We start from the raw sequence: 18,138 nt of genomic DNA on the forward strand, positions 1-18,138 counted from the left end.
AACCCGGGAAAATTAGGGCAGCCTTTACTAACACGCTGGCTAACACGCGGAGGGGACCGGATGGCCGACGACGACACCTCGGCCGTCGTGCAGTTTCCGTCCTGGATCGGCCGCTTCTCCGGGCCCGGACCTGCAACCCTGGTGTTCCCGCACGCCGGGGGATCGGCGGTCAACTACCGCCCGCTGGCGCTGGCGCTGGCCGCCGGCGCCGACACCTACGTCATGCAGTATCCGCAGCGTGCCGACCGGTACCGCGAACCGCCCGCCGAGACGCTGCCGGAACTGGCCCGCGGCCTGTTCGACGCGGCCCCCTGGCACCAGCTCGGGCCGCTGCGGCTGTTCGGGCACAGCATGGGCTCGATCGTCGCTTTCGAATTCGCCCGGCTCGCCGAAGATCGCGGTATCGAGATCCAGCGACTGTGGGCCTCGGCCGGTCCGGCCCCGGGTGCGGTAGCCGGGCTGCGCAAGCTGCCGACCGGGGATGCCGAGCTGCGCGCCGAACTGGCCGAGTTGGGCGGCACCGACCCGCGGCTGCTGGCCGACCAGGAGTTCCTCGCCTTGGTGCTGACCCCGGTGCGCTCCGACTACCTGGCCTTCAACCGCTACCGGTGCGCACCAGGGGTCACCATCGGCGCCGACATCAACGTGTTGGGCGGCCGATCCGACGACCGGATCGGCACCGACCTGCTGAAGGGCTGGGCCGAGCACACCACCGGCCGATGCGCCGTCTCGATGTACGACGGCGGGCATTTCTACCACTACGAGCACATCGACACCCTGGCGAAGCGGATCATCACCGATGACTGACCGGCGCGAGGACCCGGTTGTCATCACCGGCCTTGGCGTCGAGGCGCCCGGCGGAATAGAGACCGCCGAGCAATTCTGGTCGCTGCTGGCCGACGGCCGCGAGGCCCTGAGCGCCATCCCGGAGGACCGGGACTGGGCGGTGCGTGAACTCATCGACGGATCACACCGTGACGGCTTCAAGCCCATCTGCAACGCCGGTGGATTTCTTTCCGGTGCAGCCGAATTCGACCCGGGCTTCTTCGGGATCGCACCGCGCGAAGCCATCGCGATGGACCCGCAGCAGCGTGTCGCGCTGCGAGTGGCCTGGCGCGCGTGCGAGGACGCCGGCATCAACCCCGACGAGCTCACCGGCCACGACGTCGGTGTCTACCTCGGCGCGTCGGTCACCGGTTACGGCCCGGACATGGCGCAGTTCTCCGCACACAGCGGGCATCTGCTGCCGGGCACCGCGCTGTCGGTGATCTCCGGCCGGGTGGCCTACACCCTCGGGCTGGCGGGACCGGCCCTGACCGTCGACACCTCCTGCTCGTCGGCGCTCTCGGCGCTGCACCTGGCGGTACAGGCGATCCGTACCGGTGACGCCGACATGGCGCTCGCCGGTGGAGTGTGCGTGATGGGCTCGCCCGGATTCTTCGTCGAGTTCTCCAAGCAGCACGCGCTCTCCGACGACGGGCACTGCCGGCCCTACAGTGCCGCCGCGACCGGAACGGTGTGGGCTGAAGGCGCCGGAATTTTTGTGCTGCAACGCAAGTCGGCCGCGCTGCGCGACGGCCGGCACATCTACGGCGAGATCCTGGCCAGCCGGCTCAACCAGGACGGCCACACCACCGGCCTGCTCACCCCCAGTGAGCAGGCTCAGCAGCGACTGTTCCGGCGCGCGCTGGCCGACGCCGACGTGCACCCCGGCCAGGTCGGGATGATCGAAGGCCACGGAACCGGCACCCGGGTCGGCGATCCCGTCGAACTGCGGTCGCTGATGAACGTGTACGGCACGGAGACCGAACCGGGCGCCGGTCCGCGCCTGGGCTCGGTCAAATCCAACATCGGGCACGCCCAGGCCGCCGCCGGTGCCCTCGGCCTGACCAAGGTGCTGCTGGCCGCCGAACACCAGATGATCCCGTCCACCCTGCATGTGAGCGACGGGTGGCACGACGGCATCGACTGGGACGGCGGGGGTGGTGGAGGCATGACGTTGGCCGAAACCAACTCCGCCTGGCCGGCGAGCGACGGCCGCCGGATCGGCTCGGTCTCGGCGTTCGGGATGAGTGGCACCAATGCGCATGTGATCGTCGCGGTGGACGACGCCTTGGAAGCTGAGGCGAATCCGGCAACCCGGGGAGCGGTCGCGTGTTGAGCACCCATCCGAGCGCCCTGCCCGACGGCCGTAGCCCCGTACTGCTCTCGGCGCACGCCCGCGACCTGGTGCAGGCCGAGGCCGGTGCGCTGGTGCGCTACCTGCACGGCAGGCACGCCGGCGTCGGCGCCGTCGCCCAGACCCTGCGGGCCACCCGTCCGATCCGCCGGTACCGCGCCGTGATCCGGGCCCGCGACGCGGGCGAACTCATCAGCGGGCTCGACGCCGTCTACCGCGACGTCGAGCATCCGCTGGTAGCCCGATCGCATCATCAGGAGCCCGCCCGCACCGCATTCGTGTTCCCCGGGCAGGGCAACCAGTGGCCCGGCATGGGTGCTGACCTGATCGGCATCGCGGCCTACCGGGCCGAGGCGGACCGCTGCGAGGAGGCCTTCCGCCGCGCCGGACAGGCCTCGCCGCTGGCCTACCTGCGCGGCATCGACGACCCGGACCCGGTGGTGGTGCAGGCAGCGCAGTTCACCCACGCCGCGGCGCTGGCCGCCACCTGGCGGCATTTCGGCGTGCTGCCCGACATCACCGTCGGCCACAGCCTCGGGGAGCTCGCCGCCGCCTATATCGCCGGGGTGGTGGACCTGGATGCCGCGGTGGCGGTGGTGATCGCACGGGCGGAACTGACCGATCTGCTGACGGACAACGCACCGGGCCGCTTCGGCATGGCCATGATCGCCCTGGGTGCCGAGGCCGCCACGGAATTCATCGCCGGCACCGCCGGCTGGTTGGAGCTGTCGGTTGTCAACGGCCCCGAATCGGTGGTCGTCTCCGGAGAATGGGCTGCGGTGCAGTACATCCTGGAGCGCGCCAGTCATCGCGGGGTGTTCGCCCGCGAGCTTGCGGTGCGCTACCCGGCACACACCAGCCTCCTGGAGCCGCTACGCGACCGCATGATCGCTCAGCTACCGGATGCGCAATTCCACAGCGCCCCGGTCGAATTCATCGGCTCGGCATACGGTGGCCCGATTCCGACGGGAAAGACGTTCCAGCAGTATTGGTTTGACAATCTCCGTCAGCAGGTTCGGTTCGATCTGGCCACCGCCGCTGCCGTGCACCGCGGGGTCACCACGTTTATCGAGATGTCGGCGCACCCCACCCTGCTGGTGCCGTTGGGCGATATCGCCGACACCGCACAGGTGCTGGCCAGCACCGACCGTGACCACCCGGCAGACGAGGCGCTGGCGGCCAACATCGCCGCCGCGGCGATCGCCGATCCCGGTTACCGCTGGCGGGACTTCGCCGCACCGGATGCAGGCGTACCGCTGCGGCATTTCCCGCACGCGCCGATGCACACCACCAGACTGTGGGCCGGCACCGAGCCCGCCGCGCAGCGCCACCGGCAACCGGTCGTCATGACCGAACAATGGGTTCCCGTCGAGGAACCCGAAGGCCGGCCCGGCGGGGTTGCCGTCATCGACTACACCGGGGAATCGGCGGAGCTGGCCGCGCGGCTGGCGGTGTTATCGGACACCGATGTCGACCCGGCTACCGCCGAACTTTTGGTGCTCGTGGCCCCGCCGGCGGATTCCGTTGAGATCGCTGCGACGGCAAGTGCCTTCGCCAGCCATGCGACTGAACAGACCCCGCCGGCGCCCGGACCGAACTGCCGACGGGTATGGCTGATCACCCGCGGAGCCGAACGACTCGACAACGATCCACCGCCGCGGCCGGGGGCTGCGGCGCTGGCGGCACTGCACCGCAGCATCGGATTCGGCTACCCCGACCAGACGTTCGCACACCTGGATCTGCCGCTCGAGTCCACGGCGGCCGATATCCGGGCCGCCGTCGCCGCATTGACCCTGCCCGACACCGAGGTCGCGGTGCGCGCCGGGCGGCTCTCGGTGCGCCGGTTGGTCGAATCGCCCGCCGCGCCGGGCGTGCCCGTGATTCCGGAAACCGTCGTGATAAGTGGTGGCACCGGCGCCATCGGGATGGCTTTCGCGGCGTTCTGCGCCGAACGGGGCGCCCGCGACATCGTCCTGCTCAGCCGCAGCGGGGCCACCGGCGCGACCGCTTGCCAGTTGGATGCGCTGCGTGCGCGCACCGGGGCGCGCATCAGCGCGATCCGGTGCGATATCACCGACGGTGCGGCGGTCGCCGAGTTGGTCGCCGAACAGAACCCAGCGCCGGCCGGGCTCATGGTGCACACCGCATCGGCGGAAGCGGTTGCCACCGAACGGATCACCCGCGCAGACGTTCGGGATGCCCTCGGCGCCAAAGTGCTCGGACTGCACAACCTGGTGCGGCACTGGCCTCGGCAAGCCGACGCGCACGTGCTCGTCTGCTCATCGGTGCTGGCCCTGTGGGGCGGCTCGGGCCACGGCCTATACGCGGCAGCCAACCGGATGGCCGACACCCTGGTGCAGCGGCTGCGAGCCGACGGGTTGAACGCCAACTCGATCCGCTGGGGGCTGTGGCAGAGCGTGGCGGTGGTCAGCGGTGAGGAGAAGAACCGGATCGCCCGCACCGGCCTGACGCCGATGCCGTCCGAGGCCGCGATCAGCGCCGGACTGCTCGCCGAGCCGAACGACCCGGCGATCCTGGCCGCCGACTTCGATCGGCTGGCGGTTTTCTTCGACAGCCAGGGAGTACCTTCTCCGTTCGCCGAATCACACACCCCGGCAACGGTGGACGCCGGCGCCGACCGCCCGGTCGGCGAGGTGGTGGCCGCCGAAGTGGCGGCGGTACTCGGGCTCGACGGGCCCGACGACATCGACATGCACCGAGCACTGGTCGACCTCGGCCTGGATTCACTGCTCGCCCTGGACCTGCGGAAACGACTGGGCCGCGCGACCGGCCGGCGGGTGGTGCTGGGACCGCTGCTGGCCGGACTGACGGGCGCCCAACTGACGGCGACGCTGCGCGACGACACGGCGCCGGAGACGGTGACGGAAGGGACTGTTTTCACCCATGACTGACACCGTCGACCAGGCCACAGACGCGACCGAGCCGCGGCTGGAGTTGCTGCGCCGCCGACTTGCCGAACGCGGGCTGGCGGCCGCCGCGCCTGCCGCCGAAGACGCTCAAGCCGCGCACCCGGCGATGAGCGACGGGCAGCGTCGGATGTGGTTCGTGCAGGCCCTGGACCCCGACGGCGCCGTCGCCAACATCTCGGTCTCCTACCGGCTGACCGGCCCGCTGGAGCCGGCCCGCCTGCGCGCCGCCCTGGCCGCGGTGGCCACCCGACACCCGGTGCTACGCACCACCTACTCCATCGACGACTCCGGCGAACCCCAGCCGGTGACCGCAGACGTCACACCGGGATTCACCGAACACGATCTGTCCGACCTCGCCGAGCAAGCCCGGGCGCTGCGGCTGGAGGTGCTGGCCCAGCGTGAATTCGCCACCCCGTTCCGGCTGGAATCCGATGCGCCGCTGCGGCTCACGTTGATCCGGGTCCGGCCGGACGAACACATTCTGCTGCTGGTGGCCCACCACATCGCCTGGGATGACGCCTCCTGGGCGGTCTTCTTCGCCGACCTGACTGAAGCCTATGACGCCGGCCCCGATGCGTTCGCCGGCCGCCCCGGCGCCCACGTTGTCGCCGCTGCGCCTTTTCGGGCCGCCTCCGAGCACGGTGCCGACCTGGACTACTGGCGCACCCTGCTGGCCGATCCGCCCGACCCGCTGGAGTTACCCGGCCCGCGCGGCTCGGCGGTACCCCACACGTTGCGCGCCGGGTTATGCACCCGCGCACTGCCCGCCGACTTGATGGACGGCATCACCGAGCTGGCACGCAGCAACGGCGCCACGCCCTACATGGTGATCGCCGCGGCGCTGTCCGCGTTGGTCTACCGCTACACCGGCACCGACGATTTCCTCATCGCCTCACCGGTTCTCAACCGCACCGCCGGCACCGAGGAAGCCATCGGCTACTTCGGCAACACCGTGGTACTGCGCGCCCGGGTGGCACCCGCCGAGCGGTTCACCGACCTGCTGGCCCGCACCCGCGACACCGCACTGGGGGCGTTCGCCCACCAGGGCATCAACCTCGACCGGGTGGTCCGCGAACTCAACCCGGACCGCCGACACGGGGGAGTGGAACGACTCACCCGGCTCAGCTTCGGCATCCGCGCGGCACACGGGGACGGCTTCCAGCCGCATGAGATGACGTGCACCCGGGCTGATTACCGCGGCAAGATCGCCCAGCTGCCGCTGGGAATCATGGTGGAGACCGGTGACTCCCACGACAGCGGAGCGCTGATCGAAGCCGAATTCCTGCACGACGTGCTCGATGAGGCTCTGGTCGACCAACTGCTGCGACACCTGGTGCAGCTGCTGTCCGCCGCCGTCGCGCAACCACACGCAGTCGTCGGCGAGCTGGACATGCTCGGCGACGCGGACCGAGCCTGGCTGGACGCGGTTTCCCGCGGACCGGACTTCGCCGGCGCCCCGACCACGCTGGGCGCGCTGGTCGCCGACCGGGCGGCAGCCACCCCCGACGCCGTCGCCGTCGTCGACGAGCACGGCCGCTACAGCTACGCCGAGATCAACTGCCGCGCCAACCGGATCGCCCACCACCTGATCGCGGCCGGGATCGGCACCGAGGACAAGGTCGCGGTGTTGTTCGGCCGCTCGGTCGACCTGGTGGTCACCGCGCTGGGCATCGTCAAGGCCGGTGCGGCCTACGTGCCGGTGGACCCGGAATACCCGCCGGACCGTATCGAATTCATCCTCGGTGACGCCCGGGCGGCGCTGGTGATACGCGAACCCCTCACGCCCGAGGACGTGGCCGGCCGGCCCGACACCGACCCGACCGACGCCGACCGGGTACGCCCGCTGCGACCGGAGAATCTGGCCTACCTGATCTACACCTCGGGTTCGACCGGGCTGCCCAAGGGCGTCGAGGTGTCGCACGCGCCGATCACCGAGTACCTCACCTGGTTCGGCGACGAGTACGGCGTCGACGACACCGATGTGCTGCTGCAGGTCGCCTCACCGAGCTTCGACGTATCGATCGGCGAACTTTTCGGAACCCTGGGGAACGGTGCCCGGCTGGTGATCCCGCGTCCCGACGGGTTGCGCGACATCGGCTACCTGACCGACCTGCTGCAGCGCGAGGGCGTCACCGCCATGCATTTCGTGCCGTCGCTGCTGGGGCTGTTCCTGTCGCTGCCCGGGGTGAATCAGTGGCGCACACTGCGACGCATCCCGATCGGTGGCGAACCGCTGCCCGGCGAGTTGGCCGACAAGTTCCACTCAACCTTCGACGCGCTGCTGCACAACTTCTACGGCCCCACCGAGACGGTAGTCAACTCCACCCGGTACAAGGTCGAAGGCACCCAGGGCAATCGGATCGTGCCGATCGGCAGCCCCAACATCAACACCACCATCCGGCTGCTCGACGACGCCTTGCAGCCGGTACCGGTCGGGGTGATCGGCGAGATCTACATCGGCGGAACACATGTCGCCCGTGGCTACTTCGACCGGCCCAGCCTGACCGCGGAACGTTTCGTCGCCGACCCGTGGGTGCCCGGCCGGCGGCTGTACCGCACCGGTGACCTGGCCCGCCGCAATGCCGCCGGTGACCTGGAATTCATCGGCCGCGCCGACGACCAGGTCAAGGTCCGCGGCTTCCGGATCGAACTCGGCGAGGTGGCCTCGGCCATCTCGGTGGACCCCAGCGTCGGACAGTGCGTGGTCGTGGTCTCCGATCTTCCCGCGCTCGGCCGCAGCCTGGTCGCCTACCTGACTCCCGCGGGACGAGGTGTCGCAGAAGACACCGTGGACATCCCGCGGATCCGGGCCCGGGTGGCCGCCGCGCTGCCGGAATACATGGCCCCGGCGGCCTACGTGGTGGTCGATGACATCCCGATCACCGCCCACGGCAAGATCGACCGGGCCGCCCTGCCCGACCCGCAGCCGATCGAATCCGCCCCGTACCGGGAGCCGCAGACAGACACCGAACACGCGGTGGCGCAGCTGTTTTCCGAACTGCTCGACCGCGACCGAGTCGGCGCCGACGACTCGTTCTTCGACCTCGGCGGGCATTCGCTGCTGGCCACCAAGCTGGTGGCGGCGATCCGCGCCCGGTGCGGGGTGGAGATCGGCATCCGGGACATCTTCGAGTCGAGTACGGTGGCCCGGCTGGCCGCCACGATAGAGCGGGCTTCGAGCGGGGAAGCCGGGCCTTCTCGCCCGCCACTGGTCGCGGTGCCGCGATCCGGTCCGTTGCCTGTGTCGGCCTCGCAGCTGCGCACCTGGTTCGCCTACCGGCTGGACCCGGGCGCGACCGGCGACAACATTCCGCTGTCGGCCCGGCTCACCGGCCCCTGCGACATCGCTGCGCTGACCGCGGCACTCGATGACGTGGTGGCCCGCCACGACAGCCTGCGCACCACGTTCTGCGAGATCGATGGGCTGCCCCACCAGATCGTCAATCCACCCGCTCCGGTGCAGATCGCCGAGCTACGTTGCCCGGAAACAGATCCCGAGGCGGTAGCGGCGTGGACGCGGGCACGGCTCGACGAACAGCGCGGCGGCGGCTTCGACCTGGAGAACGATTGGCCGATCCGGGCGGCGCTGCTGCACCTGCCCGGTGATGAGCGGGTGCTGTCGCTGGTGGTGCACCACATCGCCGCCGACCATTGGTCGGTCGAGGTGCTCTTCACCGACCTGCTGATCGCGTACCGATCCCGGGCGGCCGGCGCCGAACCATCATGGGCGCCTCCGGCTTTGCAGTACGCGGACTTCGCGCACTGGCAAGGCGAGCTGCTGCGCGATGAGTCCGGGTTGATCGACGCGCAGCGCCGCTACTGGATCGAGCAGCTGGCCGGCCTGGCCGACGACACCGGGCCCCGGCCGGATTTCCCGCGACCGGCCACCGCGAACGGTTCCGGTGACTCCGTCGCGTTCACCGTCACCCCGCAGCTGCGGGCCGGGCTGGCTGCGCTGGCCCGGGAGACCGGCGCCACCGAATTCATGGTGGTGCAGGCCGCGGTCGCGGTCCTGCTGCACCTGGCCGGCAGTGGTGACGACATACCGCTGGGGGTGCCGCTGGCGGGACGCACCGACAACGCCCTGGACAATCTGGTCGGGTTCTTCGTCAATATCGTCGTGCTGCGAAACCGCTTGTCGGGCAACCCGACACTGCGCGAAGTCGTGCTCCGGGCGCGGGAAGCTGCGCTGGGGGCCTACGCGCATGCAGACCTGCCGTTCGATCGGCTGGTGGAGGCGCTCAACCCGGTCCGGACACTGTCGCGCAACCCACTGTTCCAGGTGGTGGTTCACGTTCGTGACGGTGCCGAGGTCAGCCACGTCGTCAGCAGGGGAGGCAGCAGCGCCGACGGTGTTGAAGGCGACCTGGTGTTCCGCACCGTGATGCCGACGTTCGACATCGCGCACGCGGACCTGTCGGTGAACCTGTTCGCGACCGAGGATGCCGACGGCGCAGGTTATGACGGCCACCTGATCTACCGCACCGACCTCTATGAGCGTGCCACCGTGGCGCGGCTGGCCGACTGGCTGGGCCGGGTGCTGGCGGCGATGGCAAACGAACCGGGCCGAACCCTGCGCGAGATCAGCCTGGTCGATGACGGCCAGCGCGACCGGATCCTGCACGAGTGGAGCCGCGGCGCGCAGGCTCCCGGCGATGCTGCGTGCACCATCGCCGAAGTGCTGGCCCCGAGCCGCAGTTTCGACGGTGTCGCGGTGCGCTGCGCCGGGGCCGAGCTGACCTATCCGCAGCTGCATCAGCGCTCCGACCGGCTCGCCGAACTGCTGATCGAGGCGGGCGTGCAGCCCGGAACACTGGTGGGGCTGTCGGTGCGGCGCGACCTCGATCTGGCGGTGGCGCTGGTCGGCATCATGAAGGCCGGCGCCGGCTACTTCCCGCTGGACCCCAGTTACCCGCGTCAGCGCCTGGAGTTCATGATCTCCGACGTTTTCGCTGCCGGTGCGGCGGAGGTGATTCTGGTCAGCGCGGCCACCCGCGACGCGATTCCGGCGCCCGACGGCGTGCGGCTGGTATGCCTGGACGACGCGGACGTGCAGGTGGAACTGGCGAAAGACGGCGCCGGTATGGATCTTCCGGTGCCGCATCCGGATGACCCGATGTATCTGGTGTTCACCTCCGGCTCCACCGGGGTGCCCAAGGGCGTGCTGGGCACCCACCGGTCGATGAGTGCCCGGCTGAACTGGCAGCTCGCCCACTACCCGGTGGACGGTGCGGACATCCGGCTGGCCCAATCGTCGATGACGTTCCTGGAGGGCGGCATGGAGCTGCTGGCCGGGCTGGCCGCCGGGGCGACGATGATCCTGGCCGACGACAACGAGTTCCGCGATCCCGAGGCGCTGGCGCGGCTGATCGCGGACGAGCAGGTGGCCCAAGTGACGGCGGTGGCCAGCCTGATCTCGGTACTGGCCGAATCCGACTCACTGCGCGGACTGCGCCGACTGGTGTGCAGCGGCGAGCCGGTCTCGGCGGAGCTACTGGCCCGGCTGGACAAGGCGCTTGACTCGAACACCCAGCTGCTCAACAACTTCGGCGCCACCGAGACCTCCGGGGCGGCGGTGCGCGGTGCGCTGACGCCTCCGACCCCGAAACTGGGCCGGCCCACACCCGGTTCGCAGGCCTACCTGCTCGACGACGCGCTGCAGCCGGTGCCGCCCGGCGTGGTCGGCGAGGTCTACTACGCCGGCCCGCAGATCGTCCTCGGCTACTGGAAACGTCCCGGCCTGACTGCTACCCGGTTCGTCGCCAACCCGTTCAATCCCGGCGACCGGCTCTACCGCAGCGGGGACCGCGCCCGCTGGAGCACTGACGGGGTGCTGGAGTTCGTCGGCCGCACCGACCACCAGGTCAAGGTGCGTGGCTTCCGGGTGGAGCTGGCCGAGGTGGAGGCGGCGCTGCGCGGCGCACCCGGGGTGGCTGCGGCCGCTGCCCGCACTTGGGAACAGCGGGGCGGCATCACGCTGGCCGGCTATGTGGTGCCGGCCGGTCCGGTCGCCGACGCGGTGGAGTTCATTGCGTCGGTGCGTGCCGCGGTGGCCGCGACGCTGCCCGGCTACATGGTGCCGTCGTCGCTGACGGTGCTGGAGACGATGCCGCTGACCGACTCCGGGAAACTGAACCGGCCGGGGCTGCCGCAGCCGGCGGTGGCCACCCGCGGGGAAGCCGACCCGCCCGTCACCGCGACCGAGCAGACCCTGGTCGGCATCTGCGCCGAGCTGTTGGGCGTCGAGGCGATCGGGCGCAGCGACGGATTCTTCGAACTCGGCGGCGACAGCATCCTCTCGGTGCAATTGGCCGCCCGGGCGCGTGCGGCCGGATTGGACATCGACCCGCGGATGATCTTCGAGAACCCGACGTTCGCCGACCTGGCTGCTGCCGCCGATCTTCGGGTCGCAGCCGGAGACCGCACCGACACCCCCGACACGGCGTTCGCCCCGATGAGCGTGTCGGGTCTGAGCGGGCCTGCACTGGCCGATCTCACTGCCGCATGGGGCGATTCACCGTGACCGAGACATCACAACGTCCGGCCATCGAGGACGTACTGACACTGTCGCCGCTGCAGCAGGGCCTGTTCTCCCTGGCCAAACTCGCCACCGATGACGGCGTCGGGGCGGACGGCGTCGATGTCTATACCGTGCAGTTCGTCATCGACATCGTCGGTGCCGTCGATACCGGGCTGCTGCGCCGCAGTGCCGAAGCCATGCTGGCCCGACACGCCAACCTGCGGGCCTCGTTCTGGGATGTGGACCTGCCGCATCCAGTCCAGATCGTACCGGCGACAGCGGTCCTGCCGTGGCGGGAAATCACCGCTGCACCCGGTGAATTCGATGAGATCGCGCGCACCGAACGCACCGCCAACTTCGACCTGGCCCGCGGACCGCTGCTGCGCTTCGTGCTGGCGCAGTCCGCCCCCGACCAGCGCCGGCTGATCCTCACCGTGCATCACCTGCTGCTCGACGGGTGGTCGATGGCGGTGTTCTTCGACGAGATGGTGGCCATCTACCGAGCCGGCGGCATGGACCCGCTGCCCCCGCCGCGGCCCTACCGCGACTACATCGGCTGGCTGGCGGGCCAGGACACCGATCAAGCCGTCGCCGCCTGGCGCGACTACCTGGCCCCACTGAGCGCCCCGACCATCCTGGCCGACAGCGAGCAGTCCGCGGTGGGCGGCGCCGTCCCGCAGGTCCACGAGGTGGCCCTGGATAGCGACGCCACCGCGCGGCTGACCGAGTGGGCCCGCCGGCACGGGCTGACGCTGAACACAGTGCTGCAGTTCGCCTGGGCGGTACTGCTAGGCCGGCTCACCGACCGGACCGAGGTGGGGTTCGGCGCGGTGGTGTCCGGTCGTCCGCAACAGCTCACCGGCGTCGAGACCATGGTCGGCCTGTTCATCAACACCGTCCCGGTGGTGGCCTCGACACCGCCGGACGCCGACGTGGTCACGACCTGCCAAGCGCTGCAACGCGATACCGCCGCCATGCGCGACCTGGGCTACGTGAGCCTGTCCACCGTGCAGCGGGCCAGCGGTAATGCGGTGTTCGATACCTTGGTGGTGTTCGAGAACGCCCCGACCGGCTCGGCATCGGCCGGGGTCACCACCCCCGATGGGGTGCGCTTCATCCCGGTCACGGTGGAAAGCCTCACGCACTATCCGCTGACCCTGGTGAGCTACCCGCCACGCGACGGCCGGCTCACCGTTCTGCTCGAGGTCGTTCCGGATGCGCTGGGCGAGCTGTCGATTCCCGATCTGGGGCGGCGGCTCCTGCAGGTGCTACGCCAGCTGATCGACCGACCCCGTATCGCCGACCTGGACGTGCTGCTGCCCGCCGAGCGGGCCCGCATCGCCGACCCGGTGGCCCAGGTCAACGTGTCGACGGCTTCGGTGCCCGCATTGTTCGCCGCCGCTGCCGCGCAGCACCCGGACCGCCCGGCGCTCACCGGCGAGGACCGAAGCCTGACGTATGCGGAGTTGGCCTCCGAATCAGCCCGGCTGGCAAGGGCGCTGACCGGGCGGGGGATCAGCCCCGAAGACCGGGTCGCGATCGCGCTGCCGCGCTCGCTCGATTCGGTCATCGCGATCCTGGCGGTACTGCAGTCCGGAGCGGCCTATGTCCCGATCGATGTCACCCTGCCGGCGACACGCATCGAATCCCTCCTGCGCCAAGCTGATCCGAAGCTGACGCTGACCGTCGAACTGCTGGCCGAACTGCGTTCCGTCGACGTCGCGCAGCACCCCACGCCGACCGAGATCCACCCCGACTCGGCCGCTTACGTCATCTTCACCTCCGGATCAACCGGGGAACCCAAGGGTGTCGTCGGCACGCACCGGGCGCTCGCGTCGTACTTCGCCGACCACCAGCAGCGGATGTACATCCCGGCCGTGGCCCGGCTGGGCCGGGCACTGCGCGTCGCGCACGCCTGGTCGCTGAGCTTCGACGCGAGCTGGCAGCCGCTGGTCGGCTTGCTGGGTGGACAGAGTGTGCACCTGTTCTCGGCCGAGGAGATGCGCGACGCCGAGGCGATCATCGATGGCATCCGCCGGCACCGGCTGGACATGATCGACACCTCCCCGTCGATGTTCACCCAACTGTTCGACGCCGGCCTACTCGACGCCGGATCCGACCACCGGCTCAGCGTCCTGGCACTCGGCGGGGAGGCCATCGCCCCGCACACCTGGGCGAAGCTTCGCGCGGTGCCATCGACAGCCGTGCACAACTGCTACGGGCCGACCGAGACCACCGTGGAAGCCGTCGTCGCCGACGTGGCCGACACCGCTACGCCGGTGATCGGAGAAGCGGTGCGGGGCATGACCGCTCACGTGCTGGACTCCGGGCTACGGGAGGTGCCCGACGGGGTGGCCGGAGAGCTGTACCTGGCCGGTGCGCAAATCACCCGCGGGTATCTGGGCCGGCCCGGTGCGACCGCGGCGCGCTACGTCGCCGACCCCTTTGCCGCCGGTGGCCGGATGTATCGCACCGGGGACCTGGTTCGGCGCCGCGCCGACGGCCGGCTGATCTACCTGGGCCGCGCCGACGACCAGGTCAAGGTGCGCGGGTACCGGGTAGAGATCGCCGAAGTCGAAGCCGCGCTGGCCGCAGCGAGCGGGGTGACCGGGGCCGCCGTGCTGCCCGTGCAGGGGCCCACCGGCACCCGGCTGGCCGGGTTCGTCACCGGCGCGGACGTGGACACCACCCGGGTGCGCGCCGAGATCGGCGCCCGGCTGCCGGCCTACCTGATCCCCGCCCGGATCACCGCGGTGGAATCGATGCCCCTGACCCCCAATGGAAAACTGGACACCGAGCAGCTGGTGGCGCTCCTGGCCCTGGCAGGCCCCGTCATCGGCGGCGGAGAGGAACCGGCCACCGAGACCGAACGGACCTTGGTGGAGCTGCTGGCCGAGGTCTTCGGGAGCGCCGAGGGCTCGGCAGGCGCGCCCCCCGGCGTCGAGACCGATCTGCGTGAGCTGGGTCTGGACAGCATCGTCGCGCTGTCGATGGTACGGGCGGCACGCCGGCGCGGCCTGCCCCTGCGTCCGCGAACCGCCTTGACCTGCAACACGATTAGAGACTTGGCAGCCGCCCTGGACAGAGAAGTCGTTGAATCCGACGAAGCCGCACCAGACCGCGTCGCCGACGACGGGCCGATCCCGCTGCTGCCGGCCGGCCGCTGGCTCTACGAGTTCGGCAGCCCGCGCCGACTCGGACAGGTCGAGGCGGTCCGGCTGGCCGCCGATACCGAGCCCGGACGGCTACGGTCCGCGCTGGCTGCGATCGTCGCCGCGCACCCGATGCTGCACGCGCGACTCGACCCGTCCGCGTTGGTGCTGCACCCGATCGAACCCGTCGACATCCTGACCGAGATCGCCGTCGACGCCGATGATCTGGCTACCGTCACCGAGCACGGCACCCGGCTGCTGGCGAGCCTGGACCCGGAGGCCGGGGTACTGCTGCGCGCGATATGGCTGCGCCCGCCCACCGGGCCCGGGGTGCTAGTGCTGTGCGGGCATGTGCTGGCGTTGGACCCGGTCTCCTGGCAACTGCTCCTGGGCGAGCTGCACGCCGCGCTGGCCGGTGCTGACCCGCTGCCTGAACGCAGCGGTTACCGGCGTTGGGCCGCCGCCCTGACCGAACGTGCGCAAAACCTGGACACCGCAGACTTCTGGGCAGCGCAGCTGGCCGGCGAAGATCCGGAGCTGGGCGCTCGGCGAGTTCGACCCGACCGCGACCGAGCCGGCGACCTCACGGTGTCGATGGCCGTCGTCGATCCGACGATCACCGCTGCCCTGTTGGCAACACACGTGCCCATGCATGACCTGCTGGTGGTGGCGGCGGCGCGGATGGTCACCGGATGGCGGTCCCGGCGCGGACAGGACAGGCCGGCACCGCTGCTGGCACTGGAGACCCACGGACGTGCCGAGGACCTATTGGGCGGGGGCGAGCGGCTCGACACCTCCGACATCGCCGGGCTGCTGACCGCGATCTACCCGCTGCGCGTGAACCAACCCGACCCGGCCGGGGTCGCGCGCGCCCTGGCGCAGATCCCCGGCAGCGGCATCGATTACGGACTGTTGGCCTACCTGCGGCCCGACACCGCCGCCCGGCTGGGCGCCGTGGCCGGCCCGCAGGTGCTGCTGAACTACCTGGGACGCGTCGACCGGGCCGGAGGCGGGCCGACCCTGGCGCCCGACCTGATCGCCGCGCTGCCGTCGGTGCCCGAACCCGACCAGGCGGTGCGCCACGCGCTGAGCATCTTCGCCGCGGTGGCCGACCTCGGGTCGGGTCCGACGGTGATGACGCAGTGGCGCACGTTGCCCGACATCCTCGGCGATGGCGAGATCGGCCAATTGCAAGAACTATTCGTCGAGACCCTGAGCGATCTGGTGGAGGAGCTGCGATGAGCACCCTGGCGGTGATCGGTGCCGGAGCCAAGGCGGTCGCGGTGGCCGCGAAGGCCGCGGTGCTGCGCGAGATGGGTGTCAGCAACATCGACGTCCCGGATGTCGTCGCCGTGGAACGCACCGAGGTGGCCGCCAACTGGCGGGCGACCGGCGGCTGGACCGATGGCGCGCACCGGCTGGGCACCAGCCCGGAGAAGGACGTCGGCTTCCCCTACCGTTCCGCACTGGTGGCCGGCCGCAACGCCGAGGTCGACGAGGCGATGACGCGCTACAGCTGGCAGGCCTACCTGATCGCCACCGGCCAGTTCGCCGAGTGGGTGGACCGGGGCCGACCGGCCCCCACCCACCTGCGGTGGAGTCAGTACTTGCGCTGGGTCGCCGATGCGGTGCAGTTGACCGTGATCCCCGGCGAGGTGGACCGGCTGTCGGTCGACGGAGCCGGCTGGTCGCTGCACACCCGGGAGACCGAGGTGGCCGCCGACGCGGTGATGATCACCGGCCCGGGGCAAGCCGAGAAGTCGATCCTGCCCGGCAACCCGCTGGTGCTCTCGATCGCCCAGTTCTGGCACCGGGCCGCGGCCGACCGGATCAGCGCCGAGCGCGTCGCCGTCATCGGCGGCGGCGAAACCGCCGCGTCGATGCTGAACGAACTGTTCCGGCACCGGGTTTCGACGATCACGGTGATCTCCCCGCAGGTGACGCTGTTCACCCGGGGAGAGGGATTTTTCGAGAACGCGTTGTTCTCCGATCCGACCGATTGGACCGCCCTGACCCTGCCCGAGCGCCGCGATGCGCTGGCTCGCACCGACCGCGGGGTGTTCTCGGCGCGCGTGCAGGACGCGCTGCTGGCCGACGACCGGATTCGGCACCTACGGGGCCGGGTCGCGCACGCGGTAGCCCGCGACGGGCGAATCCGCTTGACGCTGAGCACCAACCGGGGCGGCGAGAACTTCGAGACCGTGCACGGCTTCGATTTGGTCATCGACGGTTCCGGTGCCGATGCGCTGTGGTTCACCTCGCTGTTCGGCCAGGACACTCTGGATCTGCTGGAGCTGGGTCTGGGCGGCCCGCTGTCCGGGGACCGACTGGCCGAAGCGATCGGTCACGACCTGGCCGTCGCCGGTGTCACCCCGAAACTGTTCCTGCCCAACCTGGCCGGACTCACTCAGGGACCGGGATTTCCCAACCTGAGCTGTCTGGGATTGCTGTCCGACCGGATCCTGGGCACCCGCCCGACCACCAACGCGGGCAGTGACCTGGTCGCTGCCCGGCGGACCACTGAGGAGACCCGATGAGCACCAACCCCTTTGACGACGACAACGGCACCTTCTACGTGCTGGTCAACGACGAGGACCAGTACAGCCTCTGGCCGGCCTTCGCCGATGTGCCCGCCGGGTGGCGAGTGGTCCACGGAGGTGAACAAGGTGCCGCCCGCGCAGCCTGCCTGGAGTACGTCGAACAGCATTGGAACGACCTGCGGCCCAAGAGTCTTCGTGATGCCATGACGGCCGATCGGGGCTAGCGCGCCCACGATCGCGCCGAAGCCACGTACCCTCGGTTCGAAGACCCACCCGGTCGTTTTGATCGAGGCAACCTGAAAGGTGTCGTCATGTCCGTGAAACTGCTCACCGTCGGTATGGGCTTGGCGGCTGCGATCGCCATGCCGGGCGTGGCGGTGGCCGAAGCGCCGAACCAGCCGCCCCTTACGGTGTTTCACGCGCCGCATCCGCAGAACCCGGCACCGGCGGCGAGTCTGCCGAGCGCCGAGCAACTTACCGGAATTCTGGACGACCTGGTCGATCCACGGGTCCCCGCCGAGGTGAAAAGCGGCTTGGTGGCCGGCGGTCTGCAGCGGCATCAAGCCGATGTATTGGACCATCAGCTGCGCCGATTGGGGCACCACCATGGCCTTCCGCTGACCTTCACCGCGTCCGACATCGCCTCCACCGGACCCGACACGGTCAGCGCCGATATCACCGCCACCGGACCCACGTTGCCGGCTCCGATCACCAAACCCGTGACTTTCACCGACCAAAATGGCTGGATGCTGTCCCAGAACGGGGCCGACGAGCTGATGGAGGAGACCGTCGGGCGGCTGCCCAACTGAGCTGGATC

General features: G+C 70.2%; 8 protein-coding genes. All 8 read left to right on the plus strand.

Going from position 1 to position 18,138, the window contains the following annotated elements:
• Positions 1-60: 60 nt before the first annotated feature.
• The 8 genes from ACZYY4_RS03975 (at position 61) to ACZYY4_RS04010 (ending at position 18,130) form a co-directional block, all read left to right on the plus strand.
• On the plus strand, positions 61-807 hold the full coding sequence (locus ACZYY4_RS03975; RefSeq protein ID WP_463808152.1) for a thioesterase II family protein: 747 nt from the start codon (positions 61-63) through the stop codon (positions 805-807).
• Complete coding sequence (locus ACZYY4_RS03980) at positions 800-2,161, plus strand: beta-ketoacyl [acyl carrier protein] synthase domain-containing protein (RefSeq protein WP_463808153.1); 1,362 nt, start codon at positions 800-802, stop codon at positions 2,159-2,161. The genes ACZYY4_RS03975 and ACZYY4_RS03980 overlap by 8 nt, the downstream gene beginning before the upstream one ends.
• Complete coding sequence (locus ACZYY4_RS03985; RefSeq protein ID WP_463808154.1) at positions 2,155-5,091, plus strand: SDR family NAD(P)-dependent oxidoreductase; 2,937 nt, start codon at positions 2,155-2,157, stop codon at positions 5,089-5,091. Before ACZYY4_RS03980 ends, ACZYY4_RS03985 begins: the two co-directional genes overlap by 7 nt.
• On the plus strand, positions 5,084-11,632 hold the full coding sequence (locus ACZYY4_RS03990; RefSeq protein ID WP_463808155.1) for an amino acid adenylation domain-containing protein: 6,549 nt from the start codon (positions 5,084-5,086) through the stop codon (positions 11,630-11,632). The genes ACZYY4_RS03985 and ACZYY4_RS03990 overlap by 8 nt, the downstream gene beginning before the upstream one ends.
• Positions 11,629-16,023 carry an amino acid adenylation domain-containing protein gene (locus ACZYY4_RS03995; protein WP_463808156.1) on the plus strand — a complete coding sequence of 1,465 codons (4,395 nt, stop codon included), beginning with the start codon at positions 11,629-11,631 and terminating at the stop codon, positions 16,021-16,023. Before ACZYY4_RS03990 ends, ACZYY4_RS03995 begins: the two co-directional genes overlap by 4 nt.
• On the plus strand, positions 16,020-17,318 hold the full coding sequence (gene mbtG / locus ACZYY4_RS04000; RefSeq protein ID WP_463808157.1) for an NADPH-dependent L-lysine N(6)-monooxygenase MbtG: 1,299 nt from the start codon (positions 16,020-16,022) through the stop codon (positions 17,316-17,318). Before ACZYY4_RS03995 ends, mbtG begins: the two co-directional genes overlap by 4 nt.
• Positions 17,315-17,545 carry an MbtH family protein gene (locus ACZYY4_RS04005; RefSeq protein WP_463808158.1) on the plus strand — a complete coding sequence of 77 codons (231 nt, stop codon included), beginning with the start codon at positions 17,315-17,317 and terminating at the stop codon, positions 17,543-17,545. The genes mbtG and ACZYY4_RS04005 overlap by 4 nt, the downstream gene beginning before the upstream one ends.
• An 87-nt stretch (positions 17,546-17,632) precedes the next feature.
• Positions 17,633-18,130: an MTB12 family secreted protein gene (locus tag ACZYY4_RS04010; RefSeq protein ID WP_463808159.1), complete on the plus strand. Its 498-nt coding sequence runs from the start codon at positions 17,633-17,635 to the stop codon at positions 18,128-18,130.
• The last annotated feature ends 8 nt before the right edge of the window (positions 18,131-18,138 follow it).

The organism is Mycobacterium sp. IDUB_21 (assembly GCF_055419425.1).